Origin of the sequence: Sphaerimonospora thailandensis (genome assembly GCF_016863115.1) — a bacterium.
Classification (GTDB): domain Bacteria; phylum Actinomycetota; class Actinomycetes; order Streptosporangiales; family Streptosporangiaceae; genus Sphaerimonospora; species Sphaerimonospora cavernae.
Genome location: NZ_BOOG01000024.1, coordinates 1 through 19,741, shown reverse-complemented (window position 1 = coordinate 19,741; position 19,741 = coordinate 1). Strand labels below are relative to the sequence as shown.

The window sequence follows — 19,741 nt, the reverse complement described above, 5'->3', positions numbered from 1 at the left end:
CTCGCCTGGGCCGACGTGTCCGCTCCGGCGTCCCGCCCGACACGACGTACGGCACGAGCCGTACGGCCGTGCGAGGTCAGCGTGAGGCGAGCCGGGCGGGGTCCTTGGGACGGTCGGTGAACGCCTCGCTCAGGCGAGTGCGCAGCCAGACCGTCGCCTCCTCGGGAGGCATCGGTTTGGCCAGCCACCAGCCCTGTCCCGCGTGGCAGCCCATCTCGTGCAGCTGGGCCGCGACCTCCGACGACTCGACCCCCTCGGCGACCGAGTGCAGCCCGAGGGAGCGGACCAGATCGATGATCGACTGGACGATGCGCTCGTCGTCGGCCGACTCGCCGACCCGCCGGATGAACGACGCGTCGATCTTCACCTCCGAGACCGGCAGCCGCTGCAGGCGCACCAGGGAGGAGTAACCGGTGCCGAAGTCGTCGAGCGCGAGCTGAACGCCGAGCTTGGCCAGCGTGCGTACCGCGTCCGCCGTGTAGGCCTGATCGGTCATCAGGATGCGTTCGGTCACCTCGAGCCGGATCACCGCCGGCGGCAGGCCGAACTCGCTCAGACCGGCTTCCAGCTGCTCGGGGAGGCTGGAGTCGAGCAGGTCGCGCGCCGACACGTTGACCGAGATCGGCACCTCGATGCCGTCGCGCCACCACCGGTCCGCCTGCTCCAGCGCCCGCTGGATGACGTACCGGGTGATCTCGCGCATCAAGTACGACTGCTCGGCGAGCGGGATGAAATCACCCGGCGAAACCAGGCCGCGCGCCGGATGCCACCAGCGCAGCAGCGCCTCCATGCTCTCGACCCGCCCGTCGTCCAGGCTCACCTTGGGCTGGTAGTGGAGACCCAGTTCCCCTCCGTCGAGTGCCTGGCGCAGGTCGCCCAGCAGGCTCAGCCGCTCGGGCGAGTTGCGGTCCTTGTCCGGCAGATAGAACTCCACACCGGTACGGCCCTCCTTGGCCAGGTACATTGCCACGTCGGAACGTTGCAGCAGCAGTTCGAAGTCCGGCGCGTGATCGGGGTAGAGGGCGATGCCGACCGAGGCGTCGATGTCGAAGGTCATCCCCTCCAGACGCACCGGTTCCGTCAGCGCCACCCGCAGCCGCGAGGCGACCTCCTTCGCCGCATGGGCGTCCCTGATGGAGGGCAGCAGCACGGCGAACTCGTCGCCGCCGAGCCGGGCCACCACGTCGCCCGGCCGCACGCTGTGGGTGAGACGGTGCGCCACGATCTGGAGCAGGCGGTCGCCCACCGGGTGGCCGAGCGTGTCGTTGACCTCCTTGAACCTGTCCAGATCAAGCAGCAACAGGCCGACTCTCTCGTCCGGACGTGCCTCGGCCAGCGCCTCCTCGGTGCGCAGGATCAGCATCTTCCGGTTGGGCAGGCCGGTGAGGCCGTCGTGCGTGGCCTGGTGATCGCGGCGCAGCGAGAGCGTGGTGGTGAAGTAGATGGCGATCAGCGGCGCGATGAACAGGGGGATCAGGGCCGGCGAGTGCTCCATCACGACGGCTACGAGCGGCGCGAGACCGAGCAGCGCGCCGTATCCGAGGGACTGCGGGCCGATCGAGGACCGGATCACCCGGCCGACCGGCCTGCGCTCGTGCAGCGCCACGGCGCCGCACACGAGCCAGCCGCGGACCATGAAGTACGCCAGACCCGCCAGCACGATCGCGGGGATGCCGGCGCCGTCGGGAACCCACGGCGAGCCGGGGCTCGGGTGGATGCCGAACGCGCCCAGCACCACGGCGGCCGCGGTGCACGCCAGCGTCACCATGGCGAGGTTGAACAGGATGCGGTGCCAGGCCCTGTGATGCGCCAACCCGGTGACGATCATCGCCACGGCCTGCATCAGCACCGCCGTCGGAAGGTCGTAGTGCATGAGCGCGGCGAAGGTGAACATCGTCGAGGTGGGGGTGCCTCCGACCAGGGAGGCGGAGGAGTTGACCATGACCGGCCGCAGCTCGCCCAGCACGACGAGCACCAGGACCAGCCACAGCAGCGGCGTCCGGGCGACCTCCACCAGTCCGCCGAGGCCGGGCCTCACCTGCGCGATCACCAGCGCCAGGATGCCCGCCGCGGTGACCACGGTGAGGTAGGCCCACAGAGGAGAACCCGGGCGTGGACCCGTGTCCCGGGTGTCCAGCGGACCCGGGTTCGGACTCGCGATCCCGCCGATCTCGGGCACGGGCCGGAGACTACGCGGGAAAGCGGCAAACGGCAGAAGACTGCGTGATTGCGTCATGAGTAAGAAACCCCCCAAGAGGTCACTATGGGAGGGTACGGCCTCCGGGCCACTTCGCGAAACCGGTTGCGTACCGTCCGTTACCGGAGATTTCGGGAGATGCGCCCTCATCAGTGGCAGGGCGGCTTCCAGGGCGAGGTCTCGGTGACGGCGGGCCCCAGCGCGATCAGGGGCTGGACGGTCAAGTGGACACTCCCGAGCGGCCTCCTGATCACCCGCTGATCAGTCCGCCGATGACCCCGGGCGTGCCGTACGGCCCCCAGCCGTACGGCACGCCCCTTTTCTCGGCCGTACCGAGGTGTGCCTGCCTGCCGCAGGGGTAGTGACCTGCGCTGGGCGGCCCGCGACCGCCGCCGCACCCCCTCGGAAGGGTGAGAGTTTTGACTGCTATCGAACAGCTCGACGACAAGGGGCTGCTGGACCTGTCCCGCCGTACCGACGCGCTCGGCGTGCTGTCGCTCTATGCGGACGCCGATCCGACCGCGAGTCCCAAAGCGGCGGCGATCGACATGAACAACCGGTACCGGGAACTGCAGCGCCGGATCGGGGAGGACGGCCCCTCCGAACGGGGCGGCGAGATCGGCGCCGCGCTGGAACGGCTGAGGCCCGAGCTGGAGCGTCTCACACACCCGATCGAGCCCGGTCGCGGCCGAATCACGTTCGCCGGGCTGACCGGCGACTGGGCCCTCCGCCTGGACACCCAGATACCGGTGCCCAATCGTGTCGTGCTCGATGATGGGCCCTTCATTCACCCGCTGCTGGAGCTGCTCGACGAAGGCCGACCGGCCGGCGTGATCCTGGTCTCGGCTCAGGACGCACGGCTGTTGGAGTGGCGGCTCGGGAAGCTCCAGCCCTTGAGCCGGCTGGAGCAGGAGGAGGCCGAGGCGTCACACGAGAGGGCGGGCCAGATCGGAGGCGGCCCCCCAGGCCAGTTCCACACTCCTGTGACCGAGCAGCGGCAGGCCCGCCGGCAGGACCGTGCGCAGCGGTTCCTGGACCGGGTGGCGGAGGTCGCCGCGGACATGGCGGGCGAACGACGGTGGGAGCGGATCCTCGTCAGCGGCGGAGAACGCTGGACGGAGCCGGTCGCCGCGAGGCTTCCCGAAACGCTCCGTGGCCGGGTGATCCAGGACGTCCGGGTGCTCACGGGCCTGGATGACGAAGGGCTGCGGAGTGCGGTCACCGAGCGGCTACACGAGGATCACTCCTCGCGGGAGCGGCGGCTGGCCGAGCAGATTCGGGAGGCCGGCCTCGGCCAGACCGGTGCGCTGGGCCCATCCGAGGTGACCGCGGCGCTGAACGAGGGTCGGGTCGCCCATCTGGTCTACGACCCGGAGGTCCGTTACTCGGGATCGGTGGGCGTCGATGGCGCGTTGCACGCGGAGGCCGAGACCGGCCTCGGCGGCGAAGCCGGCACACCGGAACCGCGCTTGACCGAGCGGCTCGTCGAGCGTGCGCTCGCCACCGGAGCGCGGGTCAGCCCGGTCGAGGGCGCCGCCACCGACGTGCTCAGCGAGGCGGTCGGCATCGGCGCCCTCCTGCGGTGGTGAGCACGCCTCAGCCGATCGGCAGGCCGGTGTAGTTCTCCGCGAGTTCGGTGGCGGCCGCCGTTCCGGTGGCGATGCGGTCGAGCTGGGAGAGCTGCAGCCGGGTGTCGAACGGCGACTGGGCCGGATCGGTGTGCAGCGTCGTCGTCATGAAGTAGGAGAAGTGCTCGGCCCGCCAGGCCCGCCGCAGGCAGGTGGCCGAATACTCGTCCAGCAGCTCCGCCGACCCGGTCGCGTGCAGGTGGGCGAAGGCCCTGGCGAGGACGACGACGTCGCTGAACGCGAGGTTCAGGCCCTTGGCCCCCGTCGGCGGCACGATGTGCGCGGCGTCACCGGCCAGGAAGACCCGGCCGTGCCGCATCGGCTCGGCGACGAAGCTGCGCATCGGCAGCACGGACTTGGCGGTGATCGGACCGCGTTCCAGCTTCCAGTCGCCGTCGACCGCGAACCTCGCGTCGAGCTCGTCCCAGATCCGCTCGTCGGGCCACTGCGCCGGGTCCGTGCCGTTCGGGACCTGGAGGTAGATGCGGCTCACCGTGGGGGAGCGCATGCTGTGCAGCGCGAAGCCCCGCTCGGAGTGCGCGTAGATCAGCTCATCGCATGACGGCGGCACGTCGGCCATGATGCCGAGCCACGAGTACGGATAAGTCCGCTCATAGGTGGTGAGACCCGGCATGGCGGCCCGGGTGATGCCGTGGAAGCCGTCGCAGCCGACCACGTAGTCACAGGTGAGCGTACGCTCACCGCCCTCGTGGGTGAAGTGGACGACAGGTTGATCGGTATCGATGCCGGTCACCGCCCGGGCCTGCGCCTCGAACAGCAGCGGGCCGCCACCCTGCCGGAACCGCAGGGCGATCAGGTCCTTGACGACCTCGGTCTGCGCGTAGACCATCACGCGCCGACCACCGGTGAGCGAGGGGAAGTCGATCCGGTGCGAGCGCCGGTCGAACCGCAGCTCGATGCCGTCGTGGACGAGACCCTCCCGGTCCATCCTCTCCCCCGCGCCGCACTCGCGCAGCACGTCGACCGCGCCCTGCTCCAGGATGCCGGCACGCTGGCGCTGCTCGACGTAGGCCCGGTCGCGGCTCTCCAGTACGACGCTGTCGATGCCGGCGAGGTGCAGCAGCCGGGCGAGGAGCAGCCCGGCCGGGCCGCCGCCGATGATGCCGACGGTTGTGTGCATCAGCCTTCCCTTTCTTCGCTCAGAATCCGGTCGGCGACCGCGAACGCCGAGTTGGCGGCGGGAACCCCGCAGTAGACGGCCGTCTGGAGCAGGACCTCCCTGATCTCCTCGGGCGTGAGACCGTTGCGCAGCGCGGCCCGCACGTGCAGGCCGAGCTCCTCGTGGTGGCCGCGCGCCACCAGGGCCGTCAACGTGATGCAGCTGCGGGTCCGGCGGCTCAGCCCGGGGCGGGTCCAGATCTCCCCCCAGGCGTAGCGGGTGATGAAGTCCTGGAAGGGCGCGGTGAAGTCGGTGGCGCCCGCGACCGCCCGGTCCACGTGCCGGTCCCCCAGCACCGCCCGCCGTACGGCCATGCCCGCGGCGTGCCGGGAGGCGTCGTCACGGGGAGGTGCTTCAGCGGCGGCGGACGCGAGATGTCCGAGCATGGCGGCGAGCACCGGCGCCGGCCGCTCGACGTTGGCGAGGTGCGCGGCGCGGGCGACCTCGACGAGCGACGCGCCGGGGATGCCGTCGGCCAGTTCGCGGGCGTGTGCCGGCGTGGTCGCGGGATCGTCCCGCCCCGCGATCACAAGTGTGGGTACGGCGATGCGCGCCAGGTCACCGCGCAGGTCGTAGGAGGCGAGCGCGTCACAGCCGGCGGCGTAACCGGCGGGGTCGGCCGCGCGCAGATCGTCCAGCAGCGCCGCCGCCCGGGACCGGGGAAAGCTCGGAGTGAACCATCGGGTGGCGCTCATGTCGACGAGCGGGGCCGTGCCCTCGGCCCGGACCAGGGCCGCCCGCTCGTGCCAGGCCGGGGGCTCGCCGAAGCGCGCCGACGAGCAGACCATGGCGAGCGAGGCGACGCGCTCGGGGTGATGTAGGGCGAGCCAGGCGCCGACCCCGCCGCCGACCGAGATCCCCGCGTAGTCGAAGCGATCGACGCCGAGGGAGTCGGCCAGCGCGAGCACGAGCCGCCCCAGATCGGCGATCGTGGTCGCACCCGGGGTGGTGTCCACCACATCCGCCAGAGATCCGCCGTGTCCGGGCAGGTCCCAGCGGATCACCCGCCGGTCCCGGGCCAGCGCGGGCACCTGGGGGTCCCACACGGCCAGGGACGTCCCCATCGAGGGTCCCAGCAGCAGCGGCAGGTAACGGTCCTCGGACGAGGGCCCGTCGATCCGGTGGTGAAGCATGCCCGTCATCGTCTCTCCTCAATGCCCAGTGGGAGCGCCCGGCGGGAGGCCCGGTGCGAGGCCCGGTGCGAGGCCCAGCGCGCGGTCCACGAGGACGCCTGCCAGACCCGTGTACCCCGCCGGATCGGTCAGTTCGCGCAGCCTCTCCTCGCCGAAGGCCGCCGCCACGGCCGGATCGGCCAGGAGCGCCGCCACCAGCCCGGCCCCGCCATGTTCCGCCCGCGCCTGTACGGCCCGTGTTTGTACGGCCCGTGTTTGTACGGCGTGGGCGGCCGCCTTGACCGCCCGCGCTGCGCGTTCGCGGCCCAGTTCGGCGGCGAGCGCGACGCTGAGCCGCTCCGAGACGATCAGGCCTCCGGTGAGGTCGAGGTTGTCGCCCATCCGCCGCGGATGCGCCCGAAGCCCCTCGGCGAGTTCCGCGGCGGCCGCCGCGGAGCCGCCGACCAGGCGCAGCGCCTCCCGCATCGGCTGCCACTCGGCGTGCCAGGCCCCCGGCGGGCGCTCGTCCTCGGCCGCGAGTGATCCGTACAGCACGGCGGCCAGGGCCGGGACCTGCCGGGCGGCCGAGGCGATCAGGACCGACGCGACCGGGTTGGCCTTCTGCGGCATGGCGGAGGACCCGCCGCCGATGTTCTCAGAGACCTCGCCGATCTCGGTGCGCGACAGCACGAGCACGTCGGCGGCGAGCTTGCCCAGCGCGCCGGAGGCGAAGGCCAGCGCCCCGGCGAGGTCGGCGATGGGCGTGCGCAGCGTGTGCCACGGCAGCGCCGGCTCGGCCAGTCCGGTCTCCGCGGTGTACGCCGCGAGCAGCCGCAGCGCGCTCTCCGGACGCCTCTCCCGGAGGGCGTGCTCCTGGGGTGCGTGCTCCTGGGCTGCGTGCTCCTGGAAGGCGGCCAGCGTGCCGGCGGCACCCCCGAGTTGGGCGGGCAGCGCGGCCCGGACAGCGGCCAGGCGGTCGCGGGCAGCCGTCACGAGGCTCCGCCAGCCGGCCGCTTTCAGGCCGAACGTGGTCGGCACCGCGTGCTGGGTGAGGGTCCGGCCGGGCATCGGAGTGTCGCGGTGCTCGGCGGCCAGGCGGGCGAGGGCGGCAGCCGTACGGTCCAGGTCGGCCAGGATCGGCTCCAGCGCCCGCGCCGCGACGAGCATCGCGGCCGTGTCCCAGATGTCCTGGCTGGTGGCCCCCCGGTGGACGTACGGCGCGGCCTCGGGGTCGTGCCCGGCCACGGCCGCGGTCAGATCGGCGACCAGCGGGATCACCGGGTTGCCTCCGGAACGGGCCCGCAGCGCCAGGTCGCGGACGTCGAACCGGGACGTCTGCCCGGCCGCGGCGGTGACGGCCGCCGCGGCGGCGGACGGGGCGAGCCCCAGCGCGGCCTGTGCCCGGGTCAGCGCGGCCTCGGCGTCGAGCATGCCCCGGACGAACGCGGCATCACCCGTGAGCGCCTCGACCCGCGAACCGGCCACGATCGGAGTGAGCAGCCCGACATCCTGTCCGTCAGCCGGATGCCGGTCACTCGAAGGCAAGGAAGACCGTCTCCTCGTGGACCCCGTCGGCCTGGAGCCGTACGTCGAAACGGTAGACGCGCTCGTGCTCGGGCACGGCGAGCAGGGTGGCCCGGCGGTGCGGCGGCAGCGAGGCCAGCAGCGGCTCGCCGTCGATGTCGGTCAGTTCCGGCAGGTAGGCCCGGGTGAACAGGTGGTGCAGCAGGCCGCGTGCGAAGACGCAGACCGAGATGTACGGCACGCCGCCCGGCGGAAGGGTGCGCAGCAGATAGTGGCCGTCGGCGTCGGCGGCGACCCGGCCGAACCCGGTGAAGGCGAGGCCGTCGCGTCCGATCACCGCGCCGGTGACCGGGTCACGTCGCAGGGAGCCCGGTGCGCCCGCCCGCGACCCGTCGGGAGCGGGCTGCCAGAACTCCAGCAGCGCGTCCGGGATGGGCGCGCCGGCGCCGTCGTACACCGTGCCGTGCAGGGTGATCGTGTCCGGGTGCCCGGCGGGGGCGATGTCGCCGCCCCCGGCGAACGGCAGGGCGTACCCGTAGAACGGACCGACGGTCTGGGACGCCGTGGGCGGCAGGCTCGTGCTCATCGGCCCTCCTCCATCCAGGTCGCGGCCGGGCCGTCCAGGACGATGTCCCAGCGGTAGCCGAGCGACCACTCATGGGTGGACAGGTTGTGATCGTAGTCGGCGACGAGGCGGCGCCGCGCGGAATCGTCGGTCACCGCCTGCATGATGGGATCGAAGTCGAACAGCGGGTCCCCCGGGAAGTACATCTGGGTGACCAACCGCTGGGCGAAAGCCGTGCCGAACAGGGAGAAGTGGATGTGCGCGGGCCGCCAGGCGTTGTTGTGGTTCCGCCATGGATAGGGGCCGGGCTTGATCGTGACGAAGGAGTATCGCCCGTCGTCGTCGGTGAGGCACCGTCCGACGCCGGTGAAGTTCGGGTCGAGCGGGGCGGGGTGCTGGTCGCGCTGGTGGGCGTACCGCCCGGAGGCGTTGGCCTGCCAGATCTCGACGAGCTGGCCGCGCACCGGGCGGCCGGCCCGGTCGAGCACCCGCCCGGTGACGAGCATCCGCTCGCCCAGGGGCTCACCGAGGTGCTGGCGGGTGAGGTCGTTGTCGAGCTCGGTCACGTCGGTGACGCCGAAGACCGGGCCGGTCAGCTCGGCCGCCTCGGGATCGCGCGGCACGACGAGAGCATGCTTGGGGTGGCGCAGCACGCTGCTGCGGTAGGGCGGATAGTCGCGATCGGGGTGATCACGCCGCGGCCCGCCCTCCGCCACGGCCTTGCCGTACGCGTCACGGATCTCGGCGATCTCCGCGCTGATGGTCTGCTGCGTTTCGAGTCGCGGTGGCTGCGGTGGCGTTCCGGGCGGGTTCGTCATGGTCGGCTCCCTTTCAAGGCCCTGTTAGCGAAAGGCCGCGTCTGTCGCAAGAACGTGTCATCTCTCAAGAACGAGCGCGAGGCCCTGACCGACGCCGATGCAGAGTGTCGCCAGGCCGGTGCCGGAACCGGCCGCGGCGAGCTGGTGGGCGACCGCCCCCGCCAGGCGCGCCCCCGACGCACCGAGCGGGTGGCCGATGGCGATGGCGCCGCCGCGGGGGTTCACGATCGTCGGGTCGAGCTCGGGCCACTCGCTGAGGCAGCCGAGCGCCTGGGCGGCGAACGCCTCGTTGAGTTCGACGACCGCGAGATCGCCCCAGCCCGTTCCGGCCCGTGACAGCGCGCGTCGCGCCGCCTCGACCGGGCCCAGCCCGAAGAACTGGGGTTCGACACCGGTCACCGCCGAGGCTCTGACCCGCGCCAGCGGTTCACCGCCGACCGCTCGCAGCCCTTCCTCGTCGCACAACAGCAGGGCCGCCGCGCCGTCGCTCAGCGGCGAGGAGTTGCCCGCCGTGACGGTTCCCGCCGGGCTGCCTTTCCGGAAGGCCGGTTTGAGCTTGGCCAGCGCCGCCATCGACGTGTCGTCGCGGATCGCCTCGTCGCGGGGCAGGTCGACCCCGTCGACCGGGACGACCTCGGCGTCGAACGCGCCGTCCCGCCACGCGCGGGCCGCCTTCTCGTGGCCGGCCAGCGCGAACGCGTCCTGGCTCTCGCGGCTGACGCCGTACCGGTCGGCGATCAGCTCGGCGCCCTCGCCGAGCGCGACCGTCCACTCGCCCGGCATTCGCGGGTTGACCATGCGCCAGCCGAGCGTCGTCGACAGCAGTTGCTGGTTGCCGGCCGGGAAGGCGCGGTCGGGCTTGGGCAGCACCCACGGCGCGCGTGACATCGACTCGACGCCGCCCGCGATCATGATTGAGGCGTCGCCGACCGCGATCGCGCGATATGCCTGGATCACGGCCTCCAGGCCGGAGCCGCACAGGCGGTTGACCGTCGTGCCGGGGACGGTGACCGGCAGCCCGGCCAGCAGTACGGCCATGCGGGCGACGTTGCGGTTCTCCTCCCCCGCGCCGTTGGCGTTGCCGAAGACGACGTCGTCGATCCTGGCCGGGTCGAGGCCGGGTGTTCTGTCCGTGATGGCCCGGACGACGTGGGCGGCCAGGTCGTCGGGCCGGATCCCCGCCAGCGCCCCGCCGTACCGGCCGAACGGCGTACGGACGGCGTCGACGATGTAAACGTCACTCACTGCGGCATCATCCTTGATCGTGTCTGCTTCCGTCAGGCGGCCTTCAGCGCGCGGAGCGCGGCCAGCTCGGCATCGGTCGGCGGCGCGGTGACGGCCACGTCGGCGGCGGTCTTCAGCGGCCAGCCGGTCGCGGCGCGGGCCTGCTCGACGGTGGCACCGGGGTGCAGGTCGGTCAGCACCAACTCGGCGGTCCCCGGGTCGGGGCGCATGACGCCGAGGTCGGTGATCACCGCGACCGGGCCGCGTCCGCGCAGGCCGAGACGCCCGCGGTCATCAGGTCCGCCGCCGTGGCCGACCGAGGTGACGAAGTCGAGCCGGTCGACGAAGTTGCGGGTGGAGTGGCGCAGCACGATGAGCACCTCGCCGCAGCTCGCCGCGATCTCCGGTGCACCGCCCGCGCCGGGCAGCCGTCCCGGCGGCCGGTCCGGGCCGCGGTCGACGAGCGTGGTGTTGATGTTGGCGAAGCGGTCGACCTGGGCCGCGCCGAGGAAGCCGACGTCGATCCGCCCGGCCTGCAGCCAGTAGTTGAACATCTCGGGCACCGACACGACGGCGTCGGCCGTGTCGGCGAGCTCGCCGTCCCCGATGGACAGCGGCAGCCTGGTCGGCTTGGCGCCCAGCGCTCCGGACTCGTAGATCAGGACGAGATCCGGGCGGACGGTCCGGCGGGCGAGGTTCGCGGCGGCACTGGGCAGGCCGATGCCGACGAAACAGGTCTTCCGCACACCGGCCAGCGCCCTGGCCGCGTTGACGGTCATCAGCTCGTCGGAGGTCCAGTCGCTCATCGGGCCGCCGCTCCCGTCAGGATGTGCTCGCGAATCCAGGCGGTGAACTTCTCACGATCACGGGAGATCGGATCCCACGCCTGGTAGAAGTCGTTGTCCCGGACCGAATACCCGGCGGCGTACGACGGGTGGGCTCCGCCCGGCACCCGCGCCACCGCTGTGACCACCCAGCCGGGCAGGACGACCCCGCCGGGGCTCGGGGTCAGCTCGTCGACGATCTCCTCGACCGTGACCAGCACCCGCCGGGCCGCCAGCGCGGCCTCCTTCTGCACCCCGGTCAGCCCCCAGAGCTGCACGTTGCCCTCGCGGTCGGCCTGCTGGGCGTGGATGACGGTGACGTCCGGGTTGATCGCTTTCACGGCCGCCAGTTCCTCGCCGGTGAAGGGGCAGGTCACCGTGGCCACGGTGTCGGTGCGGCTCGCCAGGTCGGTGCCGCGATAACCGCGCAGCACCGCGAACGGCAGGCCGGAGGCGCCCGCGACGTAGCGGTTGGCCATCCCGGCGTGACTGTGCTCGTCCAGCTCGAGCGGGCGCGGCCAGCCGTTCTCGACGGCGTCACGGAAGCGGTGCAGCGAGCCGACCCCGGGGTTGCCACCCCAGGAGAAGATCAGCTTCTTCACCAGGCCGGTGCCGATGAGCTGGTCGTAGATCACGTCGGGTGTCATCCGTACCAGCGTGAGGTCGGTGATGCCCTGGCGGATGATCTCGTGGGCTGCGGCGAACGGGATGAGGTGGGTGAAGCCCTCCATGGCGACGCAGTCGCCGTCGTGGATCAGCTCCGCCACCGCCTCGGGCAGGGTGCGGATATCAGCCATTTCCGTCGTCGTCTCTCATCCTCACGCCGTACTCGTCTTCACGACTCGTCTTCACGCGGGGGTCCCGCACGACCCGGCGGAGGCCGAGATCGGGGACGATCGCGCTTGTTCGCCTGGCGAACTGTAGTTCATTATTGTCGAACCAAGTTTTGTCCACCACCGGGCAGGTGTCAACGTCCGCACGTGGTGAGGAGCGGGTACGGCACGGCCGCAGGGGGAGAGCACGATGACAGAGGCGACGACCGGCGAGGCCCTGCCGGCGGGCGATCCGCCGAAGGAGGCGGTCGGCCCGCTGATCCGCGGACTGGCCGTGATCCGGCGCCTCTCCCTCGCCGGGGGGCGCCGCACCGTGAGCGACCTGACCCGCGACGCCGGCCTCGCCCGATCGACCGTCGACCGGGTGCTCGGCACACTCGTCCGGCTCGGCTACGTGCGACCGGCCGGCCGCGACGCGGTGCTCGCCCCGGCGCTGATGGAGCTCGGCAACGCCTATCTGGCCGCCTCACGGCTTCCCGGACTGCTCGGGCCGTACGCCGACCGGCTCGCCGACGAGCTCGACGAGTCGGTCTCGCTCGCCGTTCCGGACGCCGACGGTGTCCGCTTCGTCCACCAGGCGCCGCGGCGGCGCAGGATGACGGCGGTTTTCCGCGTCGGCGACCTGCTCCCCGCCGAGTGCGCCGCGCCGGGGGCTCTCTTCGCCGCCGACTGGTCCCCCGCCCAGTGGGAAAGGTGGCGCCTGCGCGTGGTCTCCGACCCCGGCTACGCCGGTTTCCCAGTGCTGCCTCCCGACAGTGCCCACGGGGCGGACTCGTTCGAGGATCGGGCGGCCCAGGCCCGGCAGAAGGGTTGGTCGGCCGACGACCAGCTGATCGAGCCCGGACTGGTCGCGGTAGCCTTACCGGTGCGCGACGCCACCGGGCGCGCGGTGTGCGCGGTGAGCGTGGTCAGCCATACCAGCAGGCACGATGCGGCATCACTGTGCGCCGCGATGCCGCCCAGACTGCGCGAAACGGCCGCGGCGATGGAGCACGCGCTCACCGCTCCCCCCGCTCTCGGACCGGTGGGCACCGCGCGGACCCGTCTGTCCGACGAGGGCCCGGAGCTCGTCGAGTCCCTCGCCCGGGGCCTCGCCGTGCTCACCGGGTTCACGACCGCGGCGATGTCGCTCTCCGCCCTGGCCGAGGCCACCGGGCTGCCCCGGGCGACCGTACGGCGGGCCCTGATCACCCTGGCCCACCTGGGTTATGTGGCCGCCGAGGACAGGCTGTTCCGGCTGACGCCGCGCGTGCTCGACCTCGGGTACGCCTGCCTGGCCCGGCTGACGCTGCCCCAGATCGCGCAGCCGCACCTGACCTGGCTGGCCGGCGAGGTGCGGGACTCGGCGTCGATGGCCATCCTCGCCGGGGACGACATCCGGTACGTCGCGCGGGTGCCCACCGAGCGGATCATGAGCGTGGACATCACGGTGGGCACCCGCTTCCCCGCGTACGCGACGTCGATGGGCCGGGTCCTGCTGGCCGGGCTGGGCGATGCCGACCGTGCCGCCTATCCGGCCCGCGCCGACCTGCGCCCGCTCACCCGCCACACGGTCACGTCGCCGGTACGGCTCGCCGAGCTGCTCGACCAGGTCAGGCGGGACGGGTACGCCCTGGTGGACCAGGAACTGGAGGAGGGGCTGCGGTCCATCGCCGTCCCGGTGCGCGACCGCGCCGGCGAGGTCGTCGCGGCCGTCAACGTGTCCACGCACGCGCACCGGCAGACCGCCGAGGGGACCCGCGAGGCCGTACTGCCCCAGCTCCGGGAGGCCGCCGCCCGCATCGAGCACGACCTCCACATCGCCACCCGCTTCGCCCGCATCCCCACGGCCTGACTACTCCGGGGCCACACTGATCGCCACGGCGTCGTCGTTGTCGCCGTAGGCCTAATTGAGATCAAGGGGATGAGAGAAGCGGTCCCGAGGCATTGCCGGCGTCACGCTGCTCACTGCGGCCTCCGCCGCACTCACTGTCAGGCGTTGTGGGTGCGCGTGCCAAGAGATTAGGCCACACTGGAGGCATGAGCAGCCAGGATGCGGCGTCGTTGCCATCACGGTGGGCTGGCGCGGACGAGGCTATGCCCTCGTCCCTGGACGAGTTGGCCGGCCCCGATCACGGGGTGGTGATGCTACCGGTCGATCTCGCATGGTCCGGCCGTCGGAGCTTCGACCTGGCCGATCCCGATCAGCGGTACCTCTGCTACATGACTGTGCTGACCGCCGGGGTCACCCGCGAACACTACACCCGATGGTTGAACGCCGACCTCCTGCGTGCGCAGTGGTCACGACTCCGCCTGCCCCGACCGCTGCGTCGGCTATGGCAGGACCACTTCCCCGAACTGCGAACTTCAGTTGCCCGCCCTGCTTGAAGGCGACCACGCGCTGCTGATGCAAGCCGCCCTGCCCGTCTGCGACAGGTACGGCCTGGTCCTGGCCGGCGGATACGCGATCAAGGCGCACGGCCTCGTCACCAGGCCTTCCGACGACATCGACTTCGCCACTGCAAGCAGCGCACCGATGGAAGAAATCGTCAACGCTCTTGCACATACCTACCAGCAGGCCGGTCTTGAAACCTCCGTGATCTCGGCACAGGACCGAAAAGGGCATCTGCTCGTGCGGTTTCCACATAGCACCAGATATCGCATCGACATCCTCAAGGAACCGCTGAACCATCCTCCGTCGATCATGAGCTTCGGCCCTGTCCTCTCGATGGAGGACGCGGTGGCCCTCAAGGTGGGCGCTCTGCACGATCGCGGCCTACCCCGCGATCTCATCGATGTGCACGCGGCCACCGAATACTTCAGCGACGCGGAGCTGGCCGCCATGGCCAGGCGCGTCCTCGGTGAGGACTTCTTCCCCGAAGACCTGCGCGACCAGCTCGAACACGCCGCCGTCTACCAGGACGAGGAGTTCGCGGTGTACGGCTGCGGGCCAGACGAGATCAATGCCATGAGGGCATGGGCGCAACAGTGGGCCGACCGACTCGGCCTCGAACTGGCCGAAAACGAACTTTGGACGGATAAGACATCCGACTGAACACAACCTCGGGGCCCGGCTTTACGCCGAGCAGTCTGGCCCGGATAACCTCCAGGCTCGGCGCCTGATTGGGCCGCTGACACCCACGCTCGGCCGTACCGGAAGCGGCCCAGGCCTACTCGTACCGCGGGGAGATCCCTTGAACGGCGTCGGCGAGAGTGGCCAGGCTGGCCTCCTCCCGCTTACGTTCGTGGCCGATCCATTCCTTTCCCTCGGCGGCGACGCCCTCGAGAACGTGCAGCGTGTTTCCGAGCCCGGCGGCATCGAGCGTCACCCGTGACACGGATCGCTCGTCCTCCCCCGGTTCGACGACGGCCTGGAGAGCCTCGATCATCTTGACCTTGATCGGTTCGCCGTTGACAAGGGTGAGCTCGAATGATCTGCCGCCGTCGTCGGCCTCGGTGGCATGGACCGCCGCGATGGCGTCGTAGCGATAGCTGATCCTCCCCCTGTCATGGAAGCTCGCCTCGACGAAGTCGAGGTCGGCGGTCATCTGCCGTACGCCGTCCGCGGTGAGCAGGAAGATCAGGAGTCTGTATCTCGTATACCGCCAGGGTCCCTTGCTGACCCGCGCCCGCTTGTAGGACTTGCCGGGCGCCTCGATGAAGGCATGGGCGACGACATCGCTCGGCTCCAGTTTGTAGTGCCCCATCGCCTCCTCCATCAACGCCTTGCGGTCGCAGTCCAGCCAGTGAGCCATTTCAAGATCGGACGGTCTGTCCGCGAGCTTGGCGGTCCATCGTTCGAAGGCCGCCTCGCGACCGGCCAGGGATCGCCGAGCGTCCTCCCGTTCTGCGGCGAATCTCCTGTGCTCCAGGACGATGCGCAACCAGCCCAGGGCGGCGACCCGGCCGGCCGCCGCGGCGATGACCGCGGCGACCACGGCGTGAAAAGGCTGGACCTGCAGAGCAGCCCAGATCATCGTCGCTCCGCCCGCGGTTGACGCGGCGACCCCGAGCACGAACAGGCCCTTCGTGGACGGTGCGACCCGGAGCCGGTCGCGATAATCCCACAGCGTGCCCCTCTCCCAGCGCTGTCTCACGTCGCTGACGAGATATCTGACGAGCCACGCGACCTTTTCGGCATCGGTCCTGCTCTCGCGATAGATGTCGACCACCTCATCGCGCAGCGTCCGCCGGATCCCGGCCGTGTGAGCCAGCCACTGCGCCCTTTCCGTGTTCCGCGGGACGTACCTCGCGAAATAATGGTCGAACTGCCGATCGATCTTGCCTGCGAAGCCCCGTTGCGCGGCGGCGGCGGGCTTCGGGCCGACGGCCAGATAATCCCGATCCTTGTCCCGGCGACGTTCGACCAGAAACCGCCATTCCACGCCGTTCCGCCAGCACACGTAGCAGCCGACGCCGAAGAGCAGCAGGGCGGGGAGCGTCGAAAACCAGGCATGCTGCCACGCTGGCACCCCGATGAAACAGGCGGCCGCCAGCGACAGGATCGAGGCTGTGATCGATCGACCCCGGTCGCCGATCGTGGTCGTGACCGGATTCGGCTGCCGTACCCGCGCCCCGGTGGGACTGGGCTGGAAGAACATCCAGGTGCGGTCCAGACGCCGCCTGTCACATCGGTCCTTTCTCGCCGACTCGAAGGCGCGCGCCCACAGAACATCCTGAATGGAACCGTTCAGGAACATCTCAAGATGCTGCTGGATCTCGTCCCGCTGGATCCGGCCCAGCCGGTTGAGCTCCGCTTCGACGGTAGCGGGAACGACGTCGCCTTTCTGCAGAGACGTCAGGAGACGACTGATCACGCCGATCGCTTCGCTCCACTCGTCGATGCCGCCGACGATCCGCCCCTGAGCGATGCGCAACATGGCCAGGTCTTCCTTCGGCAACTGCCGCAACGTGCGGCCGCTCAGCAGGGCGAGCAGCAGATAGAAACAGGACCGGCTCGTCACGTAGTCTTCCGCAACCGCTTCGCCTATGTGCTCCCTCGCCTTGGCGGGCACCCCGCCGCGCAGAAAACGGAGGCCCACCTCGAATTTCCGCTGTGGCGAGTCACCGGGGAAGATTTCGTAGAAGTTGACGGCGTGCACGGTCTGCGCCTGGACACCGACGGTGGCCGAGCCGTCCGCGATGTTCGTCGTGCTCCCACCCGGAGCATTCACGAGACGCCTCGGACCGCGGCGATGACGGCCGCCACCTTCGCCGCCAGATCGGCCACGTCCACCAGCAGGCCGCGTAGCTTCTTGAGGGCGATCATCGCTCGGCTCTTGCCCTGCTCCGTGCTCGCCGCCAGGGATTCGGAGACGACCGCGAGCTCCTCCTGCGCCGCGGTGAAGGTCTCCTCGTCCACTTCTCCCGCCGTCCGAGCCTTTCGGAGTCGGGCGTGAAGGTCCGCGAGCCGCGCCGCCGGATCGAGGCCGGACTCCGGCGATCGTCCGATCGAAACGTCGCCATGGATGTGCCCGGCCTGCACGCCCACCCAGGCGTTGCCGCCGGCGACATTCCTGATGTCTCCACCCATCGGCTTGTCCTCCGCCCTTCCCGTCCTGTCGGCAGGCCGACCATGATGTGATTCCCGAGCCAGTTCCTCGGCCAGTGCCGTGGCGAACGCCGCCGCGTTCACCACCGCTCTCCGCTGCCAGTCCGCGCCGTCGGTGGCCGCCTTGGTGCCGTCCGCCCGGTCGCTCACGCCGCGTACGATGATCACCGGCAGCGACCTGTTCAGGTGGGCGGCCTGCGCCGCCCCGGCCGCCTCCATCTCGATCGCGAGCGCGTCGTTGTAGGTCCGCCGAACCCACTGGGCGTGCGCGGAGATCGGCGAGTCCTGCACGACCTCGCCAGCCGCGATCGGTCCGAAGCGGACGTTCGGAGCGGGTACGCCATCGGGGAGGTGGCGCTTCCAGGTGCCGTCGCGATAGAGGTGACGGGCGATCTGATCCGACTCGTGCGAGATCTCCCAGACCCGAGGACGCGCCTTGAGTCCGTCGTCCTCGCTGGTGCCGCCGTGATAGGCGTAGACGTGGGTCGCCACCACCACGTCGCCCAAGCCGACTTGGGGCCACAGGGCACCGGCGACTCCCACGAACAGCAGGGCGAACGGATCGAACTCGGCGATGGCCCGCTCGGCGAGCACCGCCGCCGGATGGTTTCCCTTGCCGACCAGCCCAAGGACGGCCGGGCACCCGCCATTGGCGAGCCGGCCGACCTCGAAACGGGTGCCGGCGCGGTGGCGATGCGGCCGCACGTCGGTCAGGTGCTCCCTCACGGCCTGGTACTCAAGGTCCAGCGCCGTGAGAAACACGATGGGACGCTCCTTGCTCATGGGTTTGCGCCTCCTTCGGGCATGGTCTGAGCTGTACGGCCGTCTTTACGGCCGTCAGACCCCTCGGCCACGGCCTGCGCCGAACGGACCATCGGGGGGTAGATCGCCTGGACCGGGCCCGCCTTGAACATCCGGGCGGGCCGGCCGCCCTCCGTCCGCCGCATGGAACCGGCCGCGACGATGAAGCCGCGCGCGCTCTGGACCTTGCGGTAGAAGTTCCGGGGGTCCAGCCGGACCCCCCACACCGCCTCGTAGACCTGCTGGAGTTCCGAGATGGTGAAGGTCTCGCCGCAGAAGGCCGTCGCGAGTGCCGAATGTTCCAGCTTCACCCGCGCCCGTTCGACGCCGTCCGCGAGAATCCGCCGATGGTCGAACGCCAACTCCACGTTTGAGGACATGGCGTGCTCCACCGGCCTCCAACTGGCCTCCGCCGCGTCGGTGCCGGCGACGGGCTCCGGCAGACGCGGCGCGATCGCCAGATAGGCGACCGACACCACACGCCCGCGAGGATCACGCCCCGGTTCTCCGTACACCCCCAGCGGCTCCAGATGCGGCACGTCGGCCAGGCCCGCCTCCTCGAACAACTCCCTGTGCGCCGCCGCGACGATGTCCTCCTCCTGATCGCGGAGAAAACCTCCCGGCAGGGCCAAGGCGCCGCGAAAAGGCTCGACACCACGTTCGATGAGCAGCACATGCAGGCGGGAGCCGCGCAGAGTCAAGATCACAAGGTCGACCGCGAGCAGAACCCGCGGGGCCTCCCATCGGTCGTCGTCCATGCGCACACGCTAGCTTCTTGTCAGTCTGACAGGAAGTCTCGGTAAGCATTCACTATCCATCTCCGACATGTGACTCGGCCACATCTCGGCACCGGGCATCAAATTGGACAAGAACGCCGATATCTCCCCGGTTATCGCTACTACCGATATCCGGTAATCCTCCTTTTCACGGTGGTTAACCGTGGCCTATCCGGCTATGTCTGCTTAGCCTTGACGGGGGCCGTCAATCGCATCGCTGAGGGGAATCCGCCGCGCCTCGCAACCGCCGCACCCGCTCCCCTATCGCGTGGCGCCGTACGGCAAGGGAGGGATGTCGTGGACGGATTCGTCGGGGTCAATCCCGCCAACCTTGAGGAGTTGGCGAAGCGCCTGCACCGGCTGCACGAGGTGCTGTCACGCAACGGACCGCTGATCCGGCAGACGATGCAGCGGTGGGGCAGCGAGGTCAGCCTCGCCCCGCTGGCCCGCCTGACCGACGCGGCCCTGGACGACGCCCGCGACATGGACGCGCGTACAGCACGGGCGCACGACCTGGCGAACCTGAAAAGCCTGGATCCGGCGACGCTCAGGCCCCGCGGGGAGTGGGTGCTCACCGGTCTGCCGTCCAGATATCTGGATCTCGACTGGACCGCCACCGGGCAGAGCGGCGCCCAGGCCGTACAGGACGTGCAGGCGCTGAACGACGTCCTGGCCACCGCCTCCGGCAGTCCGGAGCGGGCGCGTCCCGACCTGGCCCAGGTGGCGCGG

General features: G+C 70.8%; 18 protein-coding genes. 6 read left to right on the top strand and 12 right to left on the bottom strand.

Annotated features, from left to right (window positions below):
- Nucleotides 1-76: 76 nt before the first annotated feature.
- Nucleotides 77-2,179, bottom strand: coding sequence for a putative bifunctional diguanylate cyclase/phosphodiesterase (locus Mth01_RS14385; protein WP_239089658.1), 2,103 nt, complete (start codon nt 2,177-2,179; stop codon nt 77-79).
- 156 nt (nt 2,180-2,335) lie between these two features.
- Between Mth01_RS14385 and Mth01_RS29720 the strand changes: the two genes are divergently transcribed.
- On the top strand, nt 2,336-2,458 hold the full coding sequence (locus tag Mth01_RS29720) for a cellulose binding domain-containing protein (protein ID WP_308440798.1): 123 nt from the start codon (nt 2,336-2,338) through the stop codon (nt 2,456-2,458).
- A 158-nt stretch (nt 2,459-2,616) separates the two neighbouring features.
- Nucleotides 2,617-3,786, top strand: a complete 1,170-nt coding sequence (locus tag Mth01_RS14375; RefSeq protein WP_204016351.1) for an MSMEG_1130 family ribosome hibernation factor — start codon at nt 2,617-2,619, stop codon at nt 3,784-3,786.
- Between the two features lie 7 nt (nt 3,787-3,793).
- On the opposite strand, the gene Mth01_RS14370 is transcribed toward Mth01_RS14375, so the two are convergent.
- The 8 genes from Mth01_RS14370 to Mth01_RS14335 are packed head-to-tail and all read right to left on the bottom strand — an operon-like array spanning nt 3,794 to nt 11,869.
- On the bottom strand, nt 3,794-4,966 hold the full coding sequence (locus tag Mth01_RS14370) for a 4-hydroxybenzoate 3-monooxygenase (protein ID WP_204016350.1): 1,173 nt from the start codon (nt 4,964-4,966) through the stop codon (nt 3,794-3,796).
- Complete coding sequence (pcaDC, locus tag Mth01_RS14365) at nt 4,966-6,147, bottom strand: bifunctional 3-oxoadipate enol-lactonase/4-carboxymuconolactone decarboxylase PcaDC (RefSeq protein ID WP_204016349.1); 1,182 nt, start codon at nt 6,145-6,147, stop codon at nt 4,966-4,968. Before pcaDC ends, Mth01_RS14370 begins: the two co-directional genes overlap by 1 nt.
- A gap of 9 nt (nt 6,148-6,156) precedes the next feature.
- Complete coding sequence (gene pcaB, locus Mth01_RS14360; protein WP_204016348.1) at nt 6,157-7,662, bottom strand: 3-carboxy-cis,cis-muconate cycloisomerase; 1,506 nt, start codon at nt 7,660-7,662, stop codon at nt 6,157-6,159.
- The gene (gene pcaG, locus Mth01_RS14355; RefSeq protein WP_204016347.1) at nt 7,649-8,227 is read right to left on the bottom strand and encodes a protocatechuate 3,4-dioxygenase subunit alpha; all 579 of its coding nucleotides are present in this window, start codon (nt 8,225-8,227) and stop codon (nt 7,649-7,651) included. Before pcaG ends, pcaB begins: the two co-directional genes overlap by 14 nt.
- Nucleotides 8,224-9,024: a protocatechuate 3,4-dioxygenase subunit beta gene (pcaH, locus tag Mth01_RS14350; RefSeq protein WP_204016346.1), complete on the bottom strand. Its 801-nt coding sequence runs from the start codon at nt 9,022-9,024 to the stop codon at nt 8,224-8,226. Before pcaH ends, pcaG begins: the two co-directional genes overlap by 4 nt.
- 57 nt (nt 9,025-9,081) lie before the next feature.
- A complete protein-coding gene (locus Mth01_RS14345; RefSeq protein ID WP_204016345.1) occupies nt 9,082-10,269 on the bottom strand; it encodes a thiolase family protein in 1,188 nt (395 codons plus the stop codon).
- A gap of 32 nt (nt 10,270-10,301) precedes the next feature.
- Nucleotides 10,302-11,054, bottom strand: a complete 753-nt coding sequence (locus Mth01_RS14340; RefSeq protein ID WP_204016344.1) for a CoA-transferase subunit beta — start codon at nt 11,052-11,054, stop codon at nt 10,302-10,304.
- Nucleotides 11,051-11,869, bottom strand: a complete 819-nt coding sequence (locus tag Mth01_RS14335) for a CoA transferase subunit A (RefSeq protein ID WP_204016343.1) — start codon at nt 11,867-11,869, stop codon at nt 11,051-11,053. Before Mth01_RS14335 ends, Mth01_RS14340 begins: the two co-directional genes overlap by 4 nt.
- 226 nt (nt 11,870-12,095) lie before the next feature.
- Here Mth01_RS14335 and Mth01_RS30280 point away from each other — a divergent pair, with 226 nt between their 5' ends.
- From Mth01_RS30280 to Mth01_RS14320, 3 genes are all read left to right on the top strand, one after another.
- Complete coding sequence (locus Mth01_RS30280) at nt 12,096-13,739, top strand: IclR family transcriptional regulator domain-containing protein (RefSeq protein WP_204016342.1); 1,644 nt, start codon at nt 12,096-12,098, stop codon at nt 13,737-13,739.
- A 185-nt stretch (nt 13,740-13,924) separates the two neighbouring features.
- On the top strand, nt 13,925-14,272 hold the full coding sequence (locus Mth01_RS14325) for a hypothetical protein (protein WP_204016341.1): 348 nt from the start codon (nt 13,925-13,927) through the stop codon (nt 14,270-14,272).
- Nucleotides 14,256-14,939: a nucleotidyl transferase AbiEii/AbiGii toxin family protein gene (locus tag Mth01_RS14320; protein ID WP_204016340.1), complete on the top strand. Its 684-nt coding sequence runs from the start codon at nt 14,256-14,258 to the stop codon at nt 14,937-14,939. The genes Mth01_RS14325 and Mth01_RS14320 overlap by 17 nt, the downstream gene beginning before the upstream one ends.
- A gap of 115 nt (nt 14,940-15,054) precedes the next feature.
- Here Mth01_RS14320 and Mth01_RS14315 read toward each other — a convergent pair whose 3' ends face one another.
- From Mth01_RS14315 to Mth01_RS14305, 3 genes are read right to left on the bottom strand one after another with little or no spacing between them, the layout of a single operon-like run.
- Nucleotides 15,055-17,058: a hypothetical protein gene (locus Mth01_RS14315; RefSeq protein ID WP_204016339.1), complete on the bottom strand. Its 2,004-nt coding sequence runs from the start codon at nt 17,056-17,058 to the stop codon at nt 15,055-15,057.
- Nucleotides 17,055-18,218, bottom strand: a complete 1,164-nt coding sequence (locus Mth01_RS14310; RefSeq protein WP_204016338.1) for a 5'-methylthioadenosine/S-adenosylhomocysteine nucleosidase family protein — start codon at nt 18,216-18,218, stop codon at nt 17,055-17,057. Before Mth01_RS14310 ends, Mth01_RS14315 begins: the two co-directional genes overlap by 4 nt.
- Nucleotides 18,215-18,994 carry an NUDIX hydrolase gene (locus Mth01_RS14305; protein ID WP_204016337.1) on the bottom strand — a complete coding sequence of 260 codons (780 nt, stop codon included), beginning with the start codon at nt 18,992-18,994 and terminating at the stop codon, nt 18,215-18,217. Before Mth01_RS14305 ends, Mth01_RS14310 begins: the two co-directional genes overlap by 4 nt.
- 315 nt (nt 18,995-19,309) lie before the next feature.
- On the opposite strand from Mth01_RS14305, the gene Mth01_RS14300 reads away from it, so the two are divergent.
- Nucleotides 19,310-19,741 (top strand): hypothetical protein (locus tag Mth01_RS14300; RefSeq protein ID WP_204016336.1); only part of this gene is annotated, 432 nt, incomplete at its 3' end.

Bases quoted from the DNA above. Each gene is read 5' to 3' on its own strand.
- Mth01_RS29720 (WP_308440798.1), top strand. From the start codon at position 2,336: ATGCGCCCTCATCAGTGGCAGGGCGGCTTCCAGGGCGAGGTCTCGGTG.
- Mth01_RS14370 (WP_204016350.1), bottom strand. From the start codon at position 4,966: ATGCACACAACCGTCGGCATCATCGGCGGCGGCCCGGCCGGGCTGCTC.
- pcaDC (WP_204016349.1), bottom strand. From the start codon at position 6,147: ATGACGGGCATGCTTCACCACCGGATCGACGGGCCCTCGTCCGAGGAC.
- pcaG (WP_204016347.1), bottom strand. From the start codon at position 8,227: ATGAGCACGAGCCTGCCGCCCACGGCGTCCCAGACCGTCGGTCCGTTC.
- pcaH (WP_204016346.1), bottom strand. From the start codon at position 9,024: ATGACGAACCCGCCCGGAACGCCACCGCAGCCACCGCGACTCGAAACG.
- Mth01_RS14340 (WP_204016344.1), bottom strand. From the start codon at position 11,054: ATGAGCGACTGGACCTCCGACGAGCTGATGACCGTCAACGCGGCCAGG.
- Mth01_RS14335 (WP_204016343.1), bottom strand. From the start codon at position 11,869: ATGGCTGATATCCGCACCCTGCCCGAGGCGGTGGCGGAGCTGATCCAC.
- Mth01_RS30280 (WP_204016342.1), top strand. From the start codon at position 12,096: ATGACAGAGGCGACGACCGGCGAGGCCCTGCCGGCGGGCGATCCGCCG.
- Mth01_RS14325 (WP_204016341.1), top strand. From the start codon at position 13,925: ATGAGCAGCCAGGATGCGGCGTCGTTGCCATCACGGTGGGCTGGCGCG.
- Mth01_RS14310 (WP_204016338.1), bottom strand. From the start codon at position 18,218: ATGAGCAAGGAGCGTCCCATCGTGTTTCTCACGGCGCTGGACCTTGAG.
- Mth01_RS14305 (WP_204016337.1), bottom strand. From the start codon at position 18,994: ATGGACGACGACCGATGGGAGGCCCCGCGGGTTCTGCTCGCGGTCGAC.